Below are 16,964 nucleotides of genomic sequence, written 5' to 3'. Positions count from 1 at the left end.
GCAATGTTTGCCGATCAATGACAGGCTGTCCGCGCGGCCCGGTTCCATTATGACAGCAGCGGAGACCACGCCGGGTCGGAGGCGAAACCGGGCGTTGGTACGCGCAATTCGTTGCGACCGGAGATATCGACCGTGTACAGCGACGGCCCGCCGCTGCCGCCGGGATCGCGGAAGAACATGACGACCCGGCCATTCGGCGAAAAGGTCGGACCTTCGTTGTGGAAGCCGGAGGTAAGAATGCGTTCGCCCGAGCCGTCGGTCTTCATGATGCCGATGGCGAACGCGCCGCCGCCCTGCTTGGTGAAGGCGATGTAGTCGCCGCGCGGCGACCACACCGGCGTCGAATAGCTACCCTCGCCGAACGAGATGCGCTGCGCCCCACCGCCGGTGGCCGGCATCACGTAGATCTGCGGCTTGCCGCCGCGATCGGATTCGAAACAGATCCGGCTGCCGTCGGGCGAATAGGACGGCGAGGTGTCGATCGCCGGCGTATCGGTCAGACGCGTCGTCGATTTCGAACGCAAATCCATCACGAAGAGATTGGAGTTGCCGCCCTGCTGCAGGCTCATGATGATGCGCTGGCCGTCCGGCGAGAACCGCGGCGAGAACGACATGCCGGGGAAATTGCCGACGATCTCGCGCTGCCCGGTCTCGACGTTGAACAAATAGACGCGCGGATCGCCCTGGCCGAACTCCATGTAGGTGATCTCTTGCGTAGACGGCGAGAAGCGCGGCGTCAGCACCAGGTCGGAGCCCCTGGTGAGATATCGGACATTGGCGCCGTCCTGATCCATCAGTGCCAGCCGCTTGACGCGGCGCTCTTTCGATCCGGTCTCGTCGACGAAGACGACGCGGCTGTCGAAATAGCCCTTCTCGCCGGTCATGCGTTCGTAGATCTGGTCGGAGATGATGTGCGCGATCCGCCGCCAGTATTCCGGCGAGGTGAAGTATTGCTGGCCGGTGAGCTGCTGGTTGGTGTTGATGTCCCAGAGGCGGAATTCCGCTTTCAGGCGGCCATCGCCCTGCCGCGTCATGCGGCCCGTCACCAGCGCCTGCGCGTTGATCTGCTTCCAGCTCTGGAATTGCGGCGCAGTGTCGATGTTGGTGATGCGCTCGATATGAGCAGCCTGATCGATCGGCGCGAACAGCCCGCTGCGCTTGAGATTGTTGGTGATGACCTGCGCCACGCCGACGCCAACCTCGGCATCGCCGGGCGTGCCCGCCACGAAATTCGGGATCGCGATCGGCAGCGGAACGAACTCACCTTCAGGGATGGGGATCCGCTTCGGCGCCTGTGCGAAGGCATTGCGACCGCCGGCGACCGCGCCAAGCGCAGCCATTCCGGTAATGATCTGCCGGCGGTTCAGGCGGAACGGCATTTTTGGCAATCCATCTTTGTCAGTCATCGCTTCGATCTTGCTCATGTGTGATCGCCAACGGGCGAGCGCAATCAGACTTTTTCTTTGAACACCGGCGCGAAGTATTTCCATTCCTCATAAAACGCCGCCGGCAGCTTGTACGGCTGGCATTCGATGATCGCGCGTAACGCGCTCTCCTGATAGACCCGCAGGAACGGCGTCGCCGGAACGCCTTCCGGAACCGGCGCGCCCTCAAGCGTGCCGTCGCGCTTAAGACGGATGGCAAACGCGACTTCAGGCTTCTGCGATTCTATCCCGCCATAGGGCTTCTTCCAGCAGCGCTCGACCTGCCGCTGGAACATCGAACCCCAGGTTGCGGAATTATCCGCAGCTGCGCCCTTGGCCGTGCCGAGGGCCGCGTTCGAATTCAGCGTGTCGCCGGTCGTGGCCTGACGCGACGGATCACGCTTGTCGAGCAGGGCCGCGATCTGGTTCTGATCGAAGTGCCGTTCCACGATTCTCTGCTTCTGCGGCTCCGGCGGCTTGGCGGCCTGCACCGGCTTGGGCGGCGGCTTCTTCTCTTCCTTCTTGAGGGTGTCGCCGATCGGATCGACCTTCGGCGGATCGGGCTTTTTCTCGACCTGCTTCGGCTCTTCCTTCGGCTTCTCGACGACCTTTGGCGGATCGGGTTTCTTCTCGACCGGCTTCTCCTCGACCTTCGGCTGCGGAGGCGCCGCGGTCTCGGTCACGACAGGCGCTTTCTCGGTGACCTTGCCGACGGCGTCATCGACCGGCTTGGCTTCGGCGACCTTCTCGACCAGCGGCTTCGGGTTTTCCTTCTTGCCGGTCTTCATGCCCGCCATCACCTTGGCAAGCTGGTCGGACGAAACGACATCGACAGCCACCCACTCTTCCGGCGGCATTTCGAGCGCTTTGGTCGAGAACGACAGCATCACCCACCCCAGCACGAGGACGTGCAGGGCAACCGACGCCAGAACCGTCTTGTCGACCTTGACCTTCACCTGCGCTTTTCCGCTCCGCCGTCAATCACCGCGCGCCGCTGCATGGCTCAGGAGCCCTGCTCCGGCACGATGACGATATTCGCCTTGAACCCTGCCGTCCGAATATACCCCAATAATTTCATCATATCCGTGTAACAGACGTCCTTGTCCCCCCGCAGGTATACCACCCTCTCGGCCTCCGACCGGGTCTCCTTGATCGCCGTTATCTTGGGCAGGAGCTCATTGGCCGGAATCAGCGTGTCCCCGAGATAAAGCTCGACGTTGGAATTGCAGGCACCGCCGGTGCGCTTGACCGACAGCGTCAGCGGCGGCGCGTTGGCCTGCAGTTGCTTGCCGCCGCCGGCGACGGGCAGATCGATATCGATGGTCGAGGTCATCAACGGCGCCGCCACCATGAAGATGATGAGCAGCACCAGCATCACGTCGACCATCGGCGTGACGTTGATCTCCGCCATCACCGCGGCACGACGCCGGCCGCGACGGCCACCACCGCCTCCGGCCGAACCTGCCATGTTCATCGCCATGATCTTGATCTCACGATGCGCTCGTCATTGGCCGCCCTCACGCCCGCTCGTCGATCTGGCGGGACAGGATGGCTGAAAACTCGTCGGCAAAACCTTCCAGCCGCTGCGCCTGCCGGTTCACCTCGGACGTGAACTTATTGTAGAAAATCGTCGCCGGGATGGCGGCGATAAGACCGATAGCGGTCGCAAACAGCGCCTCCGCGATGCCGGGCGCAACGACCGCGAGCGAGGTGTTTTTCGAGGCCGCGATCGACTGGAAGCTCGACATGATGCCCCAGACGGTTCCGAACAGGCCGACGAACGGGCCGGCGGAGCCGACGGTTGCCAGCACCAGAAGCCGCCGCTCCAGCCGCTCGACCTCGCGGGCGATCGAGACGTTCATCACCTTCTCGATCCGCATCTGCAATCCGGCAAAGGAGCGCGACTGGCTCTCGAACGAGCGCTTCCACTCGCGCATGGCGGCGACGAAGCACGCCGCCATCGATTGCGTCGGTTTCGCCGAAAGCGCGCGATAGAGCTCCTCGATCGACTGTCCCGACCAGAACGCCTGTTCGAAGCGGTCCATCGCGCGCTTGGTGCGCGAATAGAGGAAAATCTTGTCGATCGCGATCGCCCAGACCCAGACCGAGCAGGCGAGCAGGCCCAGCATGACCGACTTCACGACCCAGTGGGCCTGCCAGAATAACGCGATCAGCGACACGTCGGCCGAGACGAGCGGCAGAGCTGACGGAGCCACGTCGGCGGGATTCATGAGTAGTATCCTCTCAACGCAAGTGTCCCTAATTCCTCCGGGAGCAAATGGCCGCCGGTTTCACAGCCGCGCGTCGGGCGCGGCGATTTGCGCCAGCGCGAGAGCCTGTTTCCTGTCGCATGGGGGGCCCGCCGAAAGCCGGGCATTGCTTCCCCTGCCAACATGTCAAAACGAGGGCTGCCAGCGCGTCATTCCGTCCCTAACCAGACGCTAAGCTTAGTTAACTTTCGGTTACCAATAGGGAATTCCACTGCCGGAAGTCCAGTGCGGCCGGGCGGTTACGGGGCTCTGGGGTCCGAGTTCCAGGCCCGGATAGGTCGTGCCGGCCGGTGGCTTCGCTCTTCGAGACGGCCGCTCCGCGGCTCCTTCAGGGCGAGAGAACAAGGAATTTGCCGTCGTCCTGCGAACGCAGGGACCCATACTCCGCGGCCGCTATTATTGGAAAGGACCAGATGACAAAGACCTCGCAAAACCAATTGCCGCCGGTGGTTATGGGTCCCTGCCTTCGCAGGGACGACGGAAGAGCTTTCGGACTCAATTTCAAAGAGGTGACATACCTTCACCTTCTCGCGACGCATTGGCGCCCGAGGTTTGCTCTTTACTTCCCGCCCTCTCATTTGGAGGGCGCAGGGAAGACCGGGTGCTTGCTGCACCCGCGGTCTCGTGTGCAAAGTGCGCCAAAGAACACGCACACGAGCATACAGGTACGGCGGAAGCATCCCGGCCTTCCCTGCGCAATGGCTTTACGGCTTACTTCGTGCTCTGCCGTGAGACGGGCGGAGTTATGCCGATGATTTGCCCGTCATGTTAAGCGGAATATTTTTGATTCTTTCTGATTCCTGGACTTGACACGATTTCTGAAAATCAGAAGTGATTTGCCTACGGCGCATTCGCGCCTTTGTCCACTCTTGCATGCACAGGCCAAGCATGGCTCAGCGGCCTCACGACGTCGTGCCTGCCTGGTTTCGAGCTCGCTTGGAACGCGACCTGCCGCCTAACGTTGTACCGCCCCAGCACTGGCTGGGTACCGAGGTCGCGCCATGAGCGCCCTCAATAGCGCTGAACAGCGAGTGGCGCGGCCCCTCGATCCAGAACGGAGGAGGCTACGCCATGGATGCATTGCGCATTTCCCGCCGGCAATCGATCGCCGGCCTATCCGTCGCAGGACTCGCAGGACTGCTTATTCCACCTGCCTATGCCCAGCAGAAGCGCGAGACCACGGGCGTTGGGATCGGCAAGAAGGGAGCAGCGATCGACGACGAGGACATTTTCACCTTCGCGCTGAACCTCGAATATATGGAAGCCGAGTTCTATCTGCGTGCAACGACCGGCAAGGGCATCAGCGATACCGATGCCGGTATGGATGCCGGCAGGGTGGTGGGCGGCCACGAGGCCCAATTCAAAGAGAAAGCGATCCGCGAGTTCATTGAAGAGACGGCGGAGAACGAACTGGCCCACGTTCGCTTCTATCGCAAGACGCTTGGTCGAAGCGCCATTTCAAGACCAGCGATCGACTTCGACGCCGGCTTCAAGGCTGCTGCTCAGGCAGCCGGATTGCCTGCCGATTTCGATCCCTTTGCCGATGACATGTCGGTCCTGCTCGGCGGCATGCTGTTCGAGGACGTCGGCGTGACTGCCTATACGGGCGCGGCTCCCCTGCTCAAGAAAAAGGAATTCGTGGAGGCTGCGGCGGGGATACTTGCTGTTGAGGCCTACCACATGGGAATGGCGCGCTCCCAGCTCTGCATGATGGGCGAGAAGGCATGGGACGCCGCCAACGCAATCTCGGATGCACGGGATAAGATTGACGGGACACCCGAAAAAGAAGACGAGGGGATCAGGGTCGACGGCAAAGCCAACTTCGTGCCTTCGAACCCCGACGCGATCGCCTTCCATCGCACGCCGCAGGAGGTGCTGCGTATCGTCTATCTGACCGACAAGGCCGGCGTCAGCAAGGGCGGGTTCTATCCCAATGGAATGAACGGAGAGCTCAGGAGCACCTGACGGTTCGCAGGTTGGCAAAGCAACGGGTCGCAACTACGGAAAACCAGGCGTCAGCACCTGCCGTTCGTCATGGCCGGGCAAGCAAGCCCAGCCATGACCGGCAAACGAGATTAGTCGAAACGCGCGTTCGTCGTTTTTCCGTCCGGCCCGGTGAGCTGAACCGCGCCCTTGACGGTTTGCTGAAGTGGCGAACCGGCCTTTCCTGCAAGCGCGCCCGACTCGCCCGGCCGTAGTTCGATCCTTTCCGCCCTGCCGCCAACCTGAAAGATGGCGACGCCTTTGAAGCCGGCGGCATTCATCGGCTTTTCGTCGGCGTCGCTGATGAAGATTTCAATACTATCGCCCTTGGTCACGAGTTCGGCGTGATAAGGTTTTGCTTCAGCAAGGCGCCCGCCATGCGGCCCCTTCGATGAGTGAGCCGCGGCTGGCGAGGCCATCAAGGCAATCAGAAGCGCAAAACGAACGACAACGCTTGTGTGTCTCATGTGAATTCTTCCTTTTCCGCGTTGCGTCAGTAGGAGTGAGCCGGAGCGGTTCGTTTGCCCGTGTCGTCGGCCTGCCGCTGCAACAAACGCGCAAGCGGCTTTTTCCCGAACCACAGGAACAGCACCGGCGTCACGACGGTATCGAGCAGTGTCGCGCTGACGAGGCCCCCGAAGATCGTCACCGCAACGGGATGGAGAATCTCCTTGCCCGATTCATCGGCGCCGATCAGGAGCGGCACCAGCGCCACCCCCGCCGACAGCGCCGTCATCAGGACCGGTGTCATCCGTTCGAGGCTTCCCCGGACGACCAGCTCCTTCCCGAACGCCATGCCGTCGTGCAGCGCCAGATTGATATAGTGGCTGATCTTGAGGATGCCGTTGCGCGCGGCGATGCCGGTGAGCGTGACAAAGCCGACCAGGCTCGCAACCGAGAGCGGCTGATCCGTGATGGCCAACGCGGCAACCGATCCGATCAAGGCGAGCGGAATGCCGCCCATGATGATCAGCGCCAGCACCGCGGACCGATAGCGGCTGTACAGGATCGAGAAGATCAGGGAGAGCGAGATGAGCGCGAGAATGCCGATGGTCCGGCTCGCTTCTTCCTGCGCCTGGAAGGTTCCTTCGAGGCTTGCGGTCACGCCCGGTGGCAGTTTCGCCGCTTGCAGCTCGCCGCGAATTCCCTCGACCAGCTTGGCCATGTCGGCCTTGGCGTCGGAATTTGCGAGGATGACGATGCGCCGCCGTCCGTTTTCCCGCAAAATCTGATTGGGTCCGTCGGTCTCCGTGATATCGGCGATCTGCCGCGCCGGTATCCATCCGGTCGGCGTCTTGATCAGGAGATCGCCGAGCTTTTCCGTGGTTCGCAGACGGTCCGGCAGGCGCATGACAACGTCGAAGCGGCGATAGCCGTCGACGACGCGCGATATCACGCGGCCGCTTGACAGCCGCGACAATTGCTCGACGACCGCGCCCGGCTGAACCCCGTAAAGCGCGGCGCGGGTATAGTTGACGCGGATTTCAAGCTGCGGAATTCGCACCTGCTTTTCGACCTGGAGGTCCTTGATACCGGGCAGACCGCCGATTCGGCTCCGGATTTCCTCTGCCGTACCGCGAAGGGTGTCGAGATCCTCGCCGAACAGTTTCAAGGCGATCTCTGCCCGGACACCGGACAGCAGGTGATCAAGCCGGTGTGAGATCGGCTGTCCGACGTTGGCGGATAGCGGCAGGACAGCGAGGCGCGAACGTAGGTCGGCAACGATGTCCGCCTTCGCACGATCCGAATGCTTCAACGCGACCTCGAGGTCGGAGGAATGCACGCCTTCCGCATGCTCGTCCAGCTCAGCGCGGCCAGTCCTCCGGCCCACGCTGATCACCTCCGGGACGTCCAGCAGCAGCCGTTCGGCGATCGCGCCGACGCGGTTGGATTCTGCCAGCGAAACGCCGGGATTGAAGGCGAGGTTGATGGTGAACGTGCCTTCGTTGAATGCCGGCAGAAAGGCGCGCTTGAGCTGGAATGCGCCCCACCCCGCCGCCGCCACCGCGATCAAGGTCAGCGCCAGCAGAAGCTTCCCGCGGACGAAAGCCGCATTAAGCGCGGCGCGGTTGATGCGCTTGAGCTGTCGCACCAGCCAGCCTTCGCCCTCCGCCATGCGTTTTGCGCCCGGCAGCAGGTAATAGGCCATGACTGGCGTGAGCGTGATCGACACCACAAGGCTTGCGAGAATGGAAATGATGTAGGCTTGGCCGAGCGGGGCGAACAGCCGCCCTTCGACGCCGGAGAGCGCGAACAACGGCACGAACACCAGCACGATGATCGTCGTCGCATAAACGATGCCGGAGCGGACTTCGCTGGAGGCGGCAACGACGACTTCGAACACGCTCCGCGGATTGCCCTGCTCCCTGTTTTCCCGCAGCCGCCGAAAGATGTTTTCGACATCGACCACCGCGTCGTCGACAAGCTCGCCGATGGCAATCGCAAGTCCGCCGAGCGTCATCGTATTGATCGACAGACCAAGAAGCTTGAAAACGATCGCCGTGGTCAGGATCGATACGGGGATGGCCGTGAGCGAGATGGCCGTGGTGCGCCAATTGAGAAGGAATGCGAACAGGATCACCGAAACGACGATGGCCGCCTCAATCAGAACCCGGCCGACATTGTGGAGCGAATTCTCGATGAAGTCCGCCTGGCGAAAGACGACCTCGTCGGCCTTGATGCCGAACGGAAGCGACGGCGCGAGGTCGGAAAGCGCCTGCTCGATCTGACCCGTCAACCGCACGGTATCGATGCCGGGTTGCTTTTCGACCGAGACAATGACGGCGGGCTTGCTCATATATCCGGCATCGCCGCGCTTTATCTTGGGCGCGAAGTCGACATCCGCGACCTGACGCATGTAGACCGGCCTGCCGTCGATGGTGGCCACGACGATGCTTCGCAGATCGTCCAGGCTTGTCGTCCGTCCGATATTCCGGATCAGGTACTCGCGGGTGTTCTGGTCGGTGAAGCCGCCGCCGGTATTGGTTCCGAACTGGGCCAGCGCAAGCTCAAGCTGTTCATAGCTCACGGAAAGCGCTCGCAACGCCGAAGGCTGCGGCGCAATCCGGTATTGCCTGACTTCGCCGCCGATCGGGATCACCTGTGCGACGCCGGGGATGGCGAGCAGGCGCGGACGGATCGTGAAGTCGGCGACCTCGCGCACTTCCATGGGCGATGCCGTCTTCGAGGTCACGGCCACGAGAAGGATCTGCCCCATGATCGAGCTGATCGGGGCGATCTGCGAGGTGACATTGAGGGGAAGCTGGCTTTGAACCCGTGCGAGACGCTCGGCCACGAGCTGCCGGTTGCGGTAGATATCCGTGCCCCAGTCGAACTCGACGTAGACGATCGAAAGCCCGATTCCCGAAACCGAACGAACACGGCTGACGCCGGGAACACCGTTCATCTGGGTTTCGATCGGAAATGTGATGAGCTGCTCGACCTCGGGCGGCGCGTAGCCTTCGGACTCCGTGATGACGGTGACCGTCGGGCGGTTAAGATCAGGAAATACGTCCACGGGGAGTTGTCGGGCGGTGTGGGCGCCGAGAACCACGAGCAGGCCGGCCAAGGCGAGCACGAAAAGCCGGTTGCGGAGCGAGGCGCTGACGAGAAGCGAAAACATCAAGACGCCTCCCTTCAGCGTACGTGTTCAAGGAGCTCGGCTCCTTGCGAGACGATTCGCTTGCCGGCGGCAACGCCCGACATGATCAGCACGTTCTCGCCGTCGAGCGGCTCCGCGCGCACGCTCCTCGGCGCGAACCGCTCGGGCCCGACATGCTCGTAGACGAAGTCCTGGCCGTTCGAGCCGCGGACAAGGCTGTTGCGCGGGACCGCGATTCCTTCTTTCTCTTCCCGCGTCGGGACAAGAACGGTCAGGAACTGCCCCGCCCTCAAGCCGGCGGTATCGCCGACGATGGAAAAATGCACCGGTACCGACTGGCTGCGGTCGGCAAAGCCGGCGCCGCGATATTCAAGGTCGAGGCTCCGGCCCGAATAGGTCGTGGCGCGCGCGCTCGTTGCGCCTTCGATGGTCTCAAAGCTCAATGCTTCGACCCACAGGCGCGACGGATCGACGATGTTGAAGACGATCGAACTCGGCTGCACGATCTGTCCGGCGACCGCAGTGCCTTCCGCGATCACGCCGGCCACCGGAGCGACGAGCGCTTCGGGTTCGCGACGGGCCTTCTCGATCGAGGCGCGGCGGTCGCGCAACCCTTCGAGTTCAAGGCGGGCCTCTTCGAGCTGTGTTCGGGACACGGCCCCGCCCGCCGCGAGCTGCTCGTAGCGCGCCACGCGCCGCTCGACGATCGAGATTTGCTGATCCAGTTCACCCTGCCGCTGGCGCATGTCGGACAGATCGATGGCCTGCAAAGGCGGCGTGACGTAGCCCAGAATATCCCCCTGCTTCACGCGGGTGCCGAGCCGGGGAAAGCCGCCCGTCGACGCCGACAGCCGACCACCGACGGAAGACTGCACGTAACCGCTGGCGGCGGGGTCCGGAATGATACGACCGGGAAGCTCGGCGACCTTGGGATGACGCGCCTTCTCCGTCACCAGCGAGCGCAGGGCAAAGATGCGCTGGACGGACTTCGGAACGAACACCGTGCCATCCGAAAGACGTTGGGCACGTTCCTCCGAATTTGTCTTGATCGCGACCTGTCCCTTTTCCTCCTCGTGACCGTGGCCTTCATGCGCCCTGCCTTGCTCCACGCCGCCGGCGAGCGCCATGCAAGCCAGGGCGACAATGGCCGCGCGGCGGCGGCGCAGGGCAACCGCCGCGACAAGAAGACCCGCAACAAATCCGCCACCGACATGCAGAGCCGTGCGCAGGTCGGCTGACGATCCGGCCTGCGCAACCCGCGATGCAGATGTCTGCGGTGGCGTTTCGATGCTTACCGGCAGGATGTCGGTCAGGTCCCTGGCCGAGATCGAAACGACAAGATCGGTTCGGCCGCCCTTGGCGAGCCAGGGCGCCGCCAGCCGATAGGCGCCATCCGGCTGCTCGCTCGGCGTGGCAGGCCCGGCAGGCGTCTCAACGACCAGGCTGGCGCCGGTGACCGGCTCATTGGTCGCGAAACGGTCCACGTAGATATCGATGGCGTCGCCGCGAGCGACCGCAACCAGCTCAAATTCTGCGGAGGCGGCTTCGCCGCGCGGCGCCGCGCTGACGCTCGCCGGCGGCTCGTCGGCGTGGTCATGGCCTTCATGGGCCGGTGCAGCCGTTGGCGTGGCGCAGGTCGCAACAACGGCAAACGCGATGGCGCGCGAGATGCGCCGAAACTTTCGAAACATGGCAGTCGTCCTCACTCGAGATTCGTGCCGCGAGAAGCGCCACACGCGGGGGCGCTCACGCGGATTCAGCACTCAGAGGGACGTTCTGGGAGGACGCTCGAAAGATTCCGGGGTGCGGCGTACCCCCGCCTGCGACGGCGGAAAACCTAAGCGCGAGATTTTCTGCAGATAAGGAATGAACAGCGATGCACTGGGAAGTCCCGAAGGGCAACACGAGCCGAAGGCCGAGGAGCAGCACCCGCCCATGCAGGGTCTTTCCGGGGACGCTTGATCTCCATCCTGGTCCAGCTTCGCCTCCGCCGCGGCGGAGAGAGTGGCCTGGTGATGGGTGCTTGCCGTCGCAATGGATGCAACACTCGCGTGATGCGCGGCATGATGTTGATGACCAGAATGGGCCTTGGCTGCAGACGGAACGAACGAAAGCACGGCCAAGACGACCGCCATTCCGAGCATTCGCTGCATCATTCCAAGGAACATCATTTGCCGATTATAGGACGAACGCCGCCGCAGTTACAGCGTTTCAAGGTTGCCGTCCATGCAAAACAAACCGCCCACCTGCTTCTCGCAGATGGGCGGTTGTATCCGCCGTCAGGCGTCATGGGGGCATCACGCCCGCGGCTGAATGCGTATTTCGAGCTCAGCCCTGCTGCGGCTGGTCGTTCGGCGGGGTCGGGCGCTGCTTGTGCTGCGCCATGAAGGCGTCGAACTCTTCCTTGTCCTTGGCGTGGCGCAGACGCTCGAGGAAATTCTTGAATTCGACCTGCTCTTCCTCGAGCCGGCGCAGCGTTTCCATGCGGTACTCGTCGAAGGCGCGGTTGCCGCTGGACGGCGGGCCGAAGCCGAAGCCGCCAAAGCCGCGGCGCTCCATGCGGTCGCGCATCCGGTCCATCTTGTACTGCATCCGCTCCATCTTGTTCTGCCAGCGGTCTCCGTGGCTCCAGCAACCCATTTTTCTGCTCCCTAGTGTGAAAAAGAGAAGGGCAAGCCCGATCGGCCACCAGATGATGAAGCCGAGGATAGTCACCACGATCCAGCCGGGGTGCCAGGGGCTCTCAAGCATATGCGGTCGATAGGTCTGTTCCGTCGGACCGCGCCATCGATTGACATCTGCGGTGTAGGCCATTTCCCTCTCCATGACGGCGATCACGCCGTTGTGAATGTAAATAACATTTACATACCTAAACCATCCCGCGTTTTTGTCAAGCGCGCGGCTGGACGCACCTTCGAAAAATTATTTGCGGGTTCCCCAAGGGCCTGAGGGCGCGCCACCTTCCGGCGGCACCGGCGGCGGGCCGGACGGTTTCTGGTCTGACGGCCGGCGGTCGGTCGGGAAGCCGAGGCCGCGCAGATAAATCAGCACTTCCGCTTCCAACAGTTCTTCCGGCGACATCGGCAATTTGCGGCGCGCGGCGTCGCCGCGGCCGAACAGCGAGGCTATGCCGTGCGACATCGACCAGATATGCAGCGCCATCATCATCGCCGGCGGCCGCGGCGTTCCGGGCGGCGTCATCGCCGCCAGCCGCTCGGCGGCAGCGCGGATAATGGCGAATGCGCGCTCGCTCGCAGCCATCAATGTCGGGTTGGAATCGACTGGAATCCCGGATTCGAACATCGCCGAATAGAACGCCGGCTCGTTGCGCGCGAAGGCGAGATAGGCCTTGCCGACCCGCTCGAACGCCGTGACCGTGTCGGGGCGGCCGTCGTCCCAGGCCTGCGTCAGCAGCGCCTCAAACTGCTCGAAGCCGCGCTGCGCGATCGAGGACAGCAATTCGTCGCGGTCGCGAAAATGGCGGTAGGGCGCGGCCGGACTGACGCCGGCCATGCGTGCGGCGTCCGCAAAGGTGAAGCCGGCCGGGCCCTTTTGCGTAATCAGGTCGAGCGCCGCCTGCAGCAATGCCTCTTTCAGATTGCCGTGATGGTAGCCACGCTCGCCGCGGCGGTCCTTTTGCCAGCTCATGTTAAAGGCTTTTACATGAGGTGGCCGTAAAGGTCACTTAATTTGAGGCCGTTAACTGGTGTTCATCAAGATTAACGGCGTACGGGCGGCGCAAATTCCGACGATTCCAGCCGCCCCGGTCTAACCGCCCGGGATCGGAAGGACCGGCATGATCTCCACGCGCTCGCCGGGAAAGATCGTAAAGTGCGGGTGGTTCTCGAACATCTTTGCGGCGTCCTCATGCGAGCCGGCGCGCACCACCGTGAAGGCGCCCATCTCGTTGGCGACGTCGGCAATACCGTTTGAATCGACCTTCTTGGTCTTGCCGAGCGGGCCGCCCATGGCGACGAGCGCCGCCTGGTGCTTTTCGACCCAGGCCTTCCATGCCGCTATTCCCTGCTGCTCCCTGGCGCGCCGCTCAGCCTCCGGCAGCGCATTCCAGGCCGCCATTTTCGCACTGGTCTTGCTGCCGAGGAAGACGGCGAGGAACGTATCGTTGGTGCTCATGAGGTTTCTCCTCCCTTGCGGTTGACGGATTGCGATAGGCCTGTCGACTTGACGGCGCGCGGAGCCCAGTTACTCCAGGTTCACCGCGCCTTGTGCGCATTTCCCTTCTGCAGCTCCTCGAAGCCTTTGGCGGCCTGCTGCACTTCCTCCGAGAAATCACCGATTTCCTGCACCTGGCGGATTTCGATGATCTCGTTTTCGGACGCCGGGCACTTCTTCGCCCACTCGATCGCCTCCTCGCGCGACTTCACGTTGATCATCCAGTAGCCGCCGAGCACTTCCTTGGCCTCCGTGAACGGGCCGTCGGTAACGACGGGCTTGCCGGTGGCGAAGGAGACCCGCGCACCCATCGAGGGCGGATGCAACCCGTCGAGCGCGATCAGCACGCCGGCCTCCTTCAGCGCCTCGTTGTATTTCATCATCGCCTTGACCCGTTCAGGGTCGAGCTGAACGTCCGGCGGCGCGGTCTCATAGCCCAAGGGGATCATCAGCATCATGAATCGCATGGTGGGTGTCCTTGTTCGGGTGTGGTCATTCCGGGATGGTCCGAAGGACCAGACCTCAGATGTGCAATTGCAGATCGGGGAATCCTTGGATTCTCAGGTGCGCAATGGCGCACCATAGTTCGATGGTTCGCATCGCCCGGAATGACGGGAGAATTATTTCTTCGCAGTCTGCGCCCGCAGCCGCTCTTCCTGCTCGCGAAGTTCAGGCGTGAGGGCTTCGCCGAAATCCTCGGTCGAAAACACCTGGCGGATCTCGACCTCGTCTCCATCGCCGAACGGCGCGCGCTTCATCCAGCCGATCGCTTCATCGAGCGATTTGGCGTTGATCAGCCAGAAGCCGGCGACGAGATCACCCGAGTGCGGGAACGGACCGCGGCTGGCACTGCCCTGCCCGCCTGCATACCTGATCCGCGCACCATTCGAGGTCGGATGCAGGCCCTCGCCCGCTTCCATCATGCCCGCCTGGACCAACTCCTCGTTGAATTTGCCCATCGCCGCCAGTTGTTCCGTAGTCGGCATCACGCCTGCTTCCGAATCCTTGTTTGCCTTCACAATCACCATGAATCGCATCGTCATTCTCCGTATTGATCTTCTTGGGCCAGCCACTTGCCGCGTCGGCCTTCGTCAACAAGACGAGCGGGCTTTTACGCCGCCGACATGTCCTGCAAAATTATTTCGGAAGTAATTTGACCAGCCGGCCGGTCAATCGTCGATCGCCTGATAGGCCGAGGTCCAGAAGTCGGTCATTACCCGCGGCGGCTGCGGCGATTCCAGCATTCGCTGGGTCAGGACGATCCCGGTGAGGCCTTCGCTGGGGTCGGAATACCAGGACGTGCCGTAGCCGCCGTACCAGCCGAAACGGCCGGGCGTATGAGCGAGATCGTCACGCCGGGTGAAGACCGAGACGCCAAAACCCCAGCCGCTGTTGTCGCCGAAAAAGAGTTCGGAACCCTGCTTTTGCTCGGAGGTGAGTTGATCGCTCGTCATCAGTTCAACCGACGGACGCGACAGAATGCGTTCGCTGCCGAGCCGGCCACCATTCAGCAGCATCTGGGCAAACGCGTTGAAATCGTCGGCAGTCGACACCAATCCGGCGGCGCCATTCTCGAACACCGGCGGGCTTGCATATTTGCCGGTGGCAGGATCATCGAACACTTTCAATTCGCCGCTCGCTTGATCGCGCGCATAGGCGGTCGTGAGCCGGGCGCGCTTTTCCTCGGGCACGTGGAAGCCGGTGTCTTTCATGCCGAGCGGCGCGAAGATGCGATCGCCCAGGAAATTTGCAAGGCTCATGCCCGCGACGCGCGCGATCAGCACGGAGAGGATTTCGCTGCCGCTGTTGTAGAGCCAGCGCTCGCCGGGCTGATAGATCAGCGGCAGCGTGCCGTAGCGGCGCATCAATTCGTCCGGTGGAAACGAGGGAAACACCGGCCCAGGCGCAAAGCCCGCTTCCGCAATCGCCTTCTGGATCGGATAGCGATCGGGAAATATCGGGATCATGCCAAGGCCGAGCCGGAAGGTCAGGAGATCGCGCAGCGTGATGGCGCGCTTCGCCGGCATCGTATCGTCGATGGCTGCGTCGATCGCACGCAGCACCTTGCGGTCGGCCAATTCCGGCAGAAAGGCATCGACCGGGTCATCGAGCCGCAATTTGCATTCCTCGACCAGGATCATCGCGGCCGCCGCCGTCACCGGCTTTGTCATGGAAGCGATGCGAAAGATGCTGTCGCGCTGCATCGGCGTGCCGCCGATCGCCATGCTTCCCATGGCATCGACATGAATTTCGCCGCGGCGGCTGACCAGCGCCACCAGGCCGGGAACACCGCCGTGCTCGACATGCCCCGAGAGGACCTCATGCAAACGGCCGAGCCGCGATCTCGACAGTCCACCGGCATTTGAATTTGTCGGCATGGCTTATGCTCCTCTCGGAATTGCAACCGGCCTCTCCGCCACGACGATCCGGCCTGCTTCTTGCCGACATGGCAGATGACGCGCCGCGTGATTTCTATGACTGCTGCCTGACGAACTTGCCATCCTGGTAGGCCGCGCCGAAATAGACATCGATGCGCTTTACCTTGTCGCCGTCGAACACGAAGAATTCGGTATTGCGGAAGCTCTTTCCGCCCTTGGCCGTGCAGCGGTAGGTCACAAAGGCTTGATCGCCGTCGACGAGAATCCGCTCCAGCTCGTGCCGTTCGATCCAGTCGCTGTTCTGCCAGCAGCGCGCGAAATAGGTCGCCTTATCGACGTTGTCATCGAACGGACTGGTGAAGCGGAAATCCTCGCTGAAGGCATTCTCGACGAATTGGCGATCGTTGGACAGATAAGCTGCGAAGATCTTGCGGATCGTCTCCGCCTTGTTTGCTTCGGCCATTCAGCGCTCCTTTAGGGCTCTTTGGGCACCATCTGGAAATACGGCTCGGCCTCCTTCAACACACGCGCGACGGAGGGGCGCACTTTCAGCCGTTCGAGATAGGCGCTGAGGTTTTTCTGCGCTTCGCCGAACGGCACCGCCATGTTGCCGTAGAACAATGACGGCACTGCCGCGCAATCGGCGAGGCTGAAATCCTGGCCCATCGCCCAGCCGCCGTTCTCCATCTGCTGCTCGATCATGGCATAGGAAATGTGCAACTGCGCCCGCGCCTCCTCGACGCCGTACGGGTCCCGCTTGCCCTCGGGCCGCAGCCGGTCCGTCACGATCTTCTGCATCGGCAGATGCACATAGAGATCGTAGAAGCGGTCGCGCAGCCGGGTCTGCAAGGCGCGGACGGGATCGTCGGGAATAAGCCGGGCGCGGCCGCGATAGTATGAATCGAGATATTCGACGATGATGCTGGATTCCGGCACGGTCTGATCCCGTGCATCGTCGCGCAGCACCGGGAACTTGCCGATCCCCCACAGCTTCAGCAGCGCGGCGCGCTCGGCCGGATTGCCGAGATCGACGAGATTCGGCCGGAACGGAATGTCGTTCTCGTAGAGCGCGATCAGCGCCTTCCAGCAGAACGAGGCCAGCGGGTGGAAGTGCAGCGTCAGCGACATGGAAAAC

General features: G+C 62.5%; 16 protein-coding genes. 1 reads left to right on the top strand and 15 read right to left on the bottom strand.

All coding sequences use genetic code 11. The features are described 5' to 3' along the window. Positions 1-47: 47 nt before the first annotated feature. The 4 genes from tolB to tolQ all read right to left on the bottom strand — a co-directional run bounded on the left by tolB (position 48) and on the right by tolQ (position 3,655). Positions 48-1,379 (bottom strand): Tol-Pal system beta propeller repeat protein TolB, encoded by a 1,332-nt coding sequence (tolB, locus tag V1278_RS07340; protein ID WP_334369033.1) that lies wholly within the window; start codon positions 1,377-1,379, stop codon positions 48-50. 71 nt (positions 1,380-1,450) lie between these two features. Further along, positions 1,451-2,380: a cell envelope integrity protein TolA gene (locus tag V1278_RS07335; protein ID WP_334380155.1), complete on the bottom strand. Its 930-nt coding sequence runs from the start codon at positions 2,378-2,380 to the stop codon at positions 1,451-1,453. Between the two features lie 47 nt (positions 2,381-2,427). Then, positions 2,428-2,904: a biopolymer transporter ExbD gene (locus V1278_RS07330; protein WP_065743115.1), complete on the bottom strand. Its 477-nt coding sequence runs from the start codon at positions 2,902-2,904 to the stop codon at positions 2,428-2,430. A gap of 37 nt (positions 2,905-2,941) precedes the next feature. Next, positions 2,942-3,655, bottom strand: a complete 714-nt coding sequence (tolQ, locus tag V1278_RS07325; protein WP_028351338.1) for a protein TolQ — start codon at positions 3,653-3,655, stop codon at positions 2,942-2,944. A 1,110-nt stretch (positions 3,656-4,765) separates the two neighbouring features. Here tolQ and V1278_RS07320 point away from each other — a divergent pair. Further along, positions 4,766-5,659 (top strand): ferritin-like domain-containing protein, encoded by an 894-nt coding sequence (locus V1278_RS07320; protein ID WP_334380154.1) that lies wholly within the window; start codon positions 4,766-4,768, stop codon positions 5,657-5,659. 110 nt (positions 5,660-5,769) lie between these two features. Here the strand turns inward: V1278_RS07320 and V1278_RS07315 are convergent, their stop codons facing one another. From V1278_RS07315 to V1278_RS07265, 11 genes are all read right to left on the bottom strand, one after another. Beyond that, on the bottom strand, positions 5,770-6,144 hold the full coding sequence (locus tag V1278_RS07315; protein ID WP_334365074.1) for a hypothetical protein: 375 nt from the start codon (positions 6,142-6,144) through the stop codon (positions 5,770-5,772). A gap of 26 nt (positions 6,145-6,170) precedes the next feature. After that, on the bottom strand, positions 6,171-9,299 hold the full coding sequence (locus tag V1278_RS07310) for an efflux RND transporter permease subunit (protein ID WP_334380153.1): 3,129 nt from the start codon (positions 9,297-9,299) through the stop codon (positions 6,171-6,173). A gap of 14 nt (positions 9,300-9,313) precedes the next feature. After that, the gene (locus V1278_RS07305) at positions 9,314-10,969 is read right to left on the bottom strand and encodes an efflux RND transporter periplasmic adaptor subunit (protein WP_334380152.1); all 1,656 of its coding nucleotides are present in this window, start codon (positions 10,967-10,969) and stop codon (positions 9,314-9,316) included. A gap of 637 nt (positions 10,970-11,606) precedes the next feature. Beyond that, positions 11,607-12,092, bottom strand: a complete 486-nt coding sequence (locus V1278_RS07300; protein WP_334365078.1) for a DUF2852 domain-containing protein — start codon at positions 12,090-12,092, stop codon at positions 11,607-11,609. Between the two features lie 108 nt (positions 12,093-12,200). Further along, a complete protein-coding gene (locus V1278_RS07295) occupies positions 12,201-12,926 on the bottom strand; it encodes a TetR/AcrR family transcriptional regulator (protein ID WP_334365079.1) in 726 nt (241 codons plus the stop codon). Between the two features lie 120 nt (positions 12,927-13,046). Continuing rightward, positions 13,047-13,412 carry a hypothetical protein gene (locus V1278_RS07290; protein WP_334380151.1) on the bottom strand — a complete coding sequence of 122 codons (366 nt, stop codon included), beginning with the start codon at positions 13,410-13,412 and terminating at the stop codon, positions 13,047-13,049. 80 nt (positions 13,413-13,492) lie between these two features. Beyond that, positions 13,493-13,918 (bottom strand): YciI family protein, encoded by a 426-nt coding sequence (locus tag V1278_RS07285; protein WP_334365081.1) that lies wholly within the window; start codon positions 13,916-13,918, stop codon positions 13,493-13,495. Positions 13,919-14,071: 153 nt separating this feature from the next. Then, complete coding sequence (locus V1278_RS07280) at positions 14,072-14,488, bottom strand: YciI family protein (RefSeq protein ID WP_334365082.1); 417 nt, start codon at positions 14,486-14,488, stop codon at positions 14,072-14,074. 132 nt (positions 14,489-14,620) lie between these two features. Then, complete coding sequence (locus V1278_RS07275; protein ID WP_334380150.1) at positions 14,621-15,829, bottom strand: serine hydrolase domain-containing protein; 1,209 nt, start codon at positions 15,827-15,829, stop codon at positions 14,621-14,623. Positions 15,830-15,923: 94 nt separating this feature from the next. Next, positions 15,924-16,292, bottom strand: a complete 369-nt coding sequence (locus tag V1278_RS07270) for a nuclear transport factor 2 family protein (RefSeq protein ID WP_334380149.1) — start codon at positions 16,290-16,292, stop codon at positions 15,924-15,926. Positions 16,293-16,303: 11 nt separating this feature from the next. Beyond that, positions 16,304-16,957: a glutathione S-transferase family protein gene (locus V1278_RS07265; protein ID WP_334365085.1), complete on the bottom strand. Its 654-nt coding sequence runs from the start codon at positions 16,955-16,957 to the stop codon at positions 16,304-16,306. Positions 16,958-16,964 lie beyond the last annotated feature (7 nt).

The sequence above is a fragment of the Bradyrhizobium sp. AZCC 1577 genome (genome assembly GCF_036924575.1).
GTDB lineage: Bacteria > Pseudomonadota > Alphaproteobacteria > Rhizobiales > Xanthobacteraceae > Bradyrhizobium.
The sequence above is the reverse complement of the archived record's forward strand: the minus strand, read 5'-3'. Positions and strand labels throughout refer to the sequence as shown.

Bases quoted from the DNA above. Each gene is read 5' to 3' on its own strand.
- tolB (WP_334369033.1), bottom strand. From the start codon at position 1,379: ATGCCGTTCCGCCTGAACCGCCGGCAGATCATTACCGGAATGGCTGCG.
- V1278_RS07330 (WP_065743115.1), bottom strand. From the start codon at position 2,904: ATGGCGATGAACATGGCAGGTTCGGCCGGAGGCGGTGGTGGCCGTCGC.
- tolQ (WP_028351338.1), bottom strand. From the start codon at position 3,655: ATGAATCCCGCCGACGTGGCTCCGTCAGCTCTGCCGCTCGTCTCGGCC.
- V1278_RS07320 (WP_334380154.1), top strand. From the start codon at position 4,766: ATGGATGCATTGCGCATTTCCCGCCGGCAATCGATCGCCGGCCTATCC.
- V1278_RS07315 (WP_334365074.1), bottom strand. From the start codon at position 6,144: ATGAGACACACAAGCGTTGTCGTTCGTTTTGCGCTTCTGATTGCCTTG.
- V1278_RS07310 (WP_334380153.1), bottom strand. From the start codon at position 9,299: ATGTTTTCGCTTCTCGTCAGCGCCTCGCTCCGCAACCGGCTTTTCGTG.
- V1278_RS07305 (WP_334380152.1), bottom strand. From the start codon at position 10,969: ATGTTTCGAAAGTTTCGGCGCATCTCGCGCGCCATCGCGTTTGCCGTT.
- V1278_RS07300 (WP_334365078.1), bottom strand. From the start codon at position 12,092: ATGGCCTACACCGCAGATGTCAATCGATGGCGCGGTCCGACGGAACAG.
- V1278_RS07295 (WP_334365079.1), bottom strand. From the start codon at position 12,926: ATGAGCTGGCAAAAGGACCGCCGCGGCGAGCGTGGCTACCATCACGGC.
- V1278_RS07290 (WP_334380151.1), bottom strand. From the start codon at position 13,412: ATGAGCACCAACGATACGTTCCTCGCCGTCTTCCTCGGCAGCAAGACC.
- V1278_RS07285 (WP_334365081.1), bottom strand. From the start codon at position 13,918: ATGCGATTCATGATGCTGATGATCCCCTTGGGCTATGAGACCGCGCCG.
- V1278_RS07280 (WP_334365082.1), bottom strand. From the start codon at position 14,488: ATGCGATTCATGGTGATTGTGAAGGCAAACAAGGATTCGGAAGCAGGC.
- V1278_RS07275 (WP_334380150.1), bottom strand. From the start codon at position 15,829: ATGCCGACAAATTCAAATGCCGGTGGACTGTCGAGATCGCGGCTCGGC.
- V1278_RS07270 (WP_334380149.1), bottom strand. From the start codon at position 16,292: ATGGCCGAAGCAAACAAGGCGGAGACGATCCGCAAGATCTTCGCAGCT.
- V1278_RS07265 (WP_334365085.1), bottom strand. From the start codon at position 16,957: ATGTCGCTGACGCTGCACTTCCACCCGCTGGCCTCGTTCTGCTGGAAG.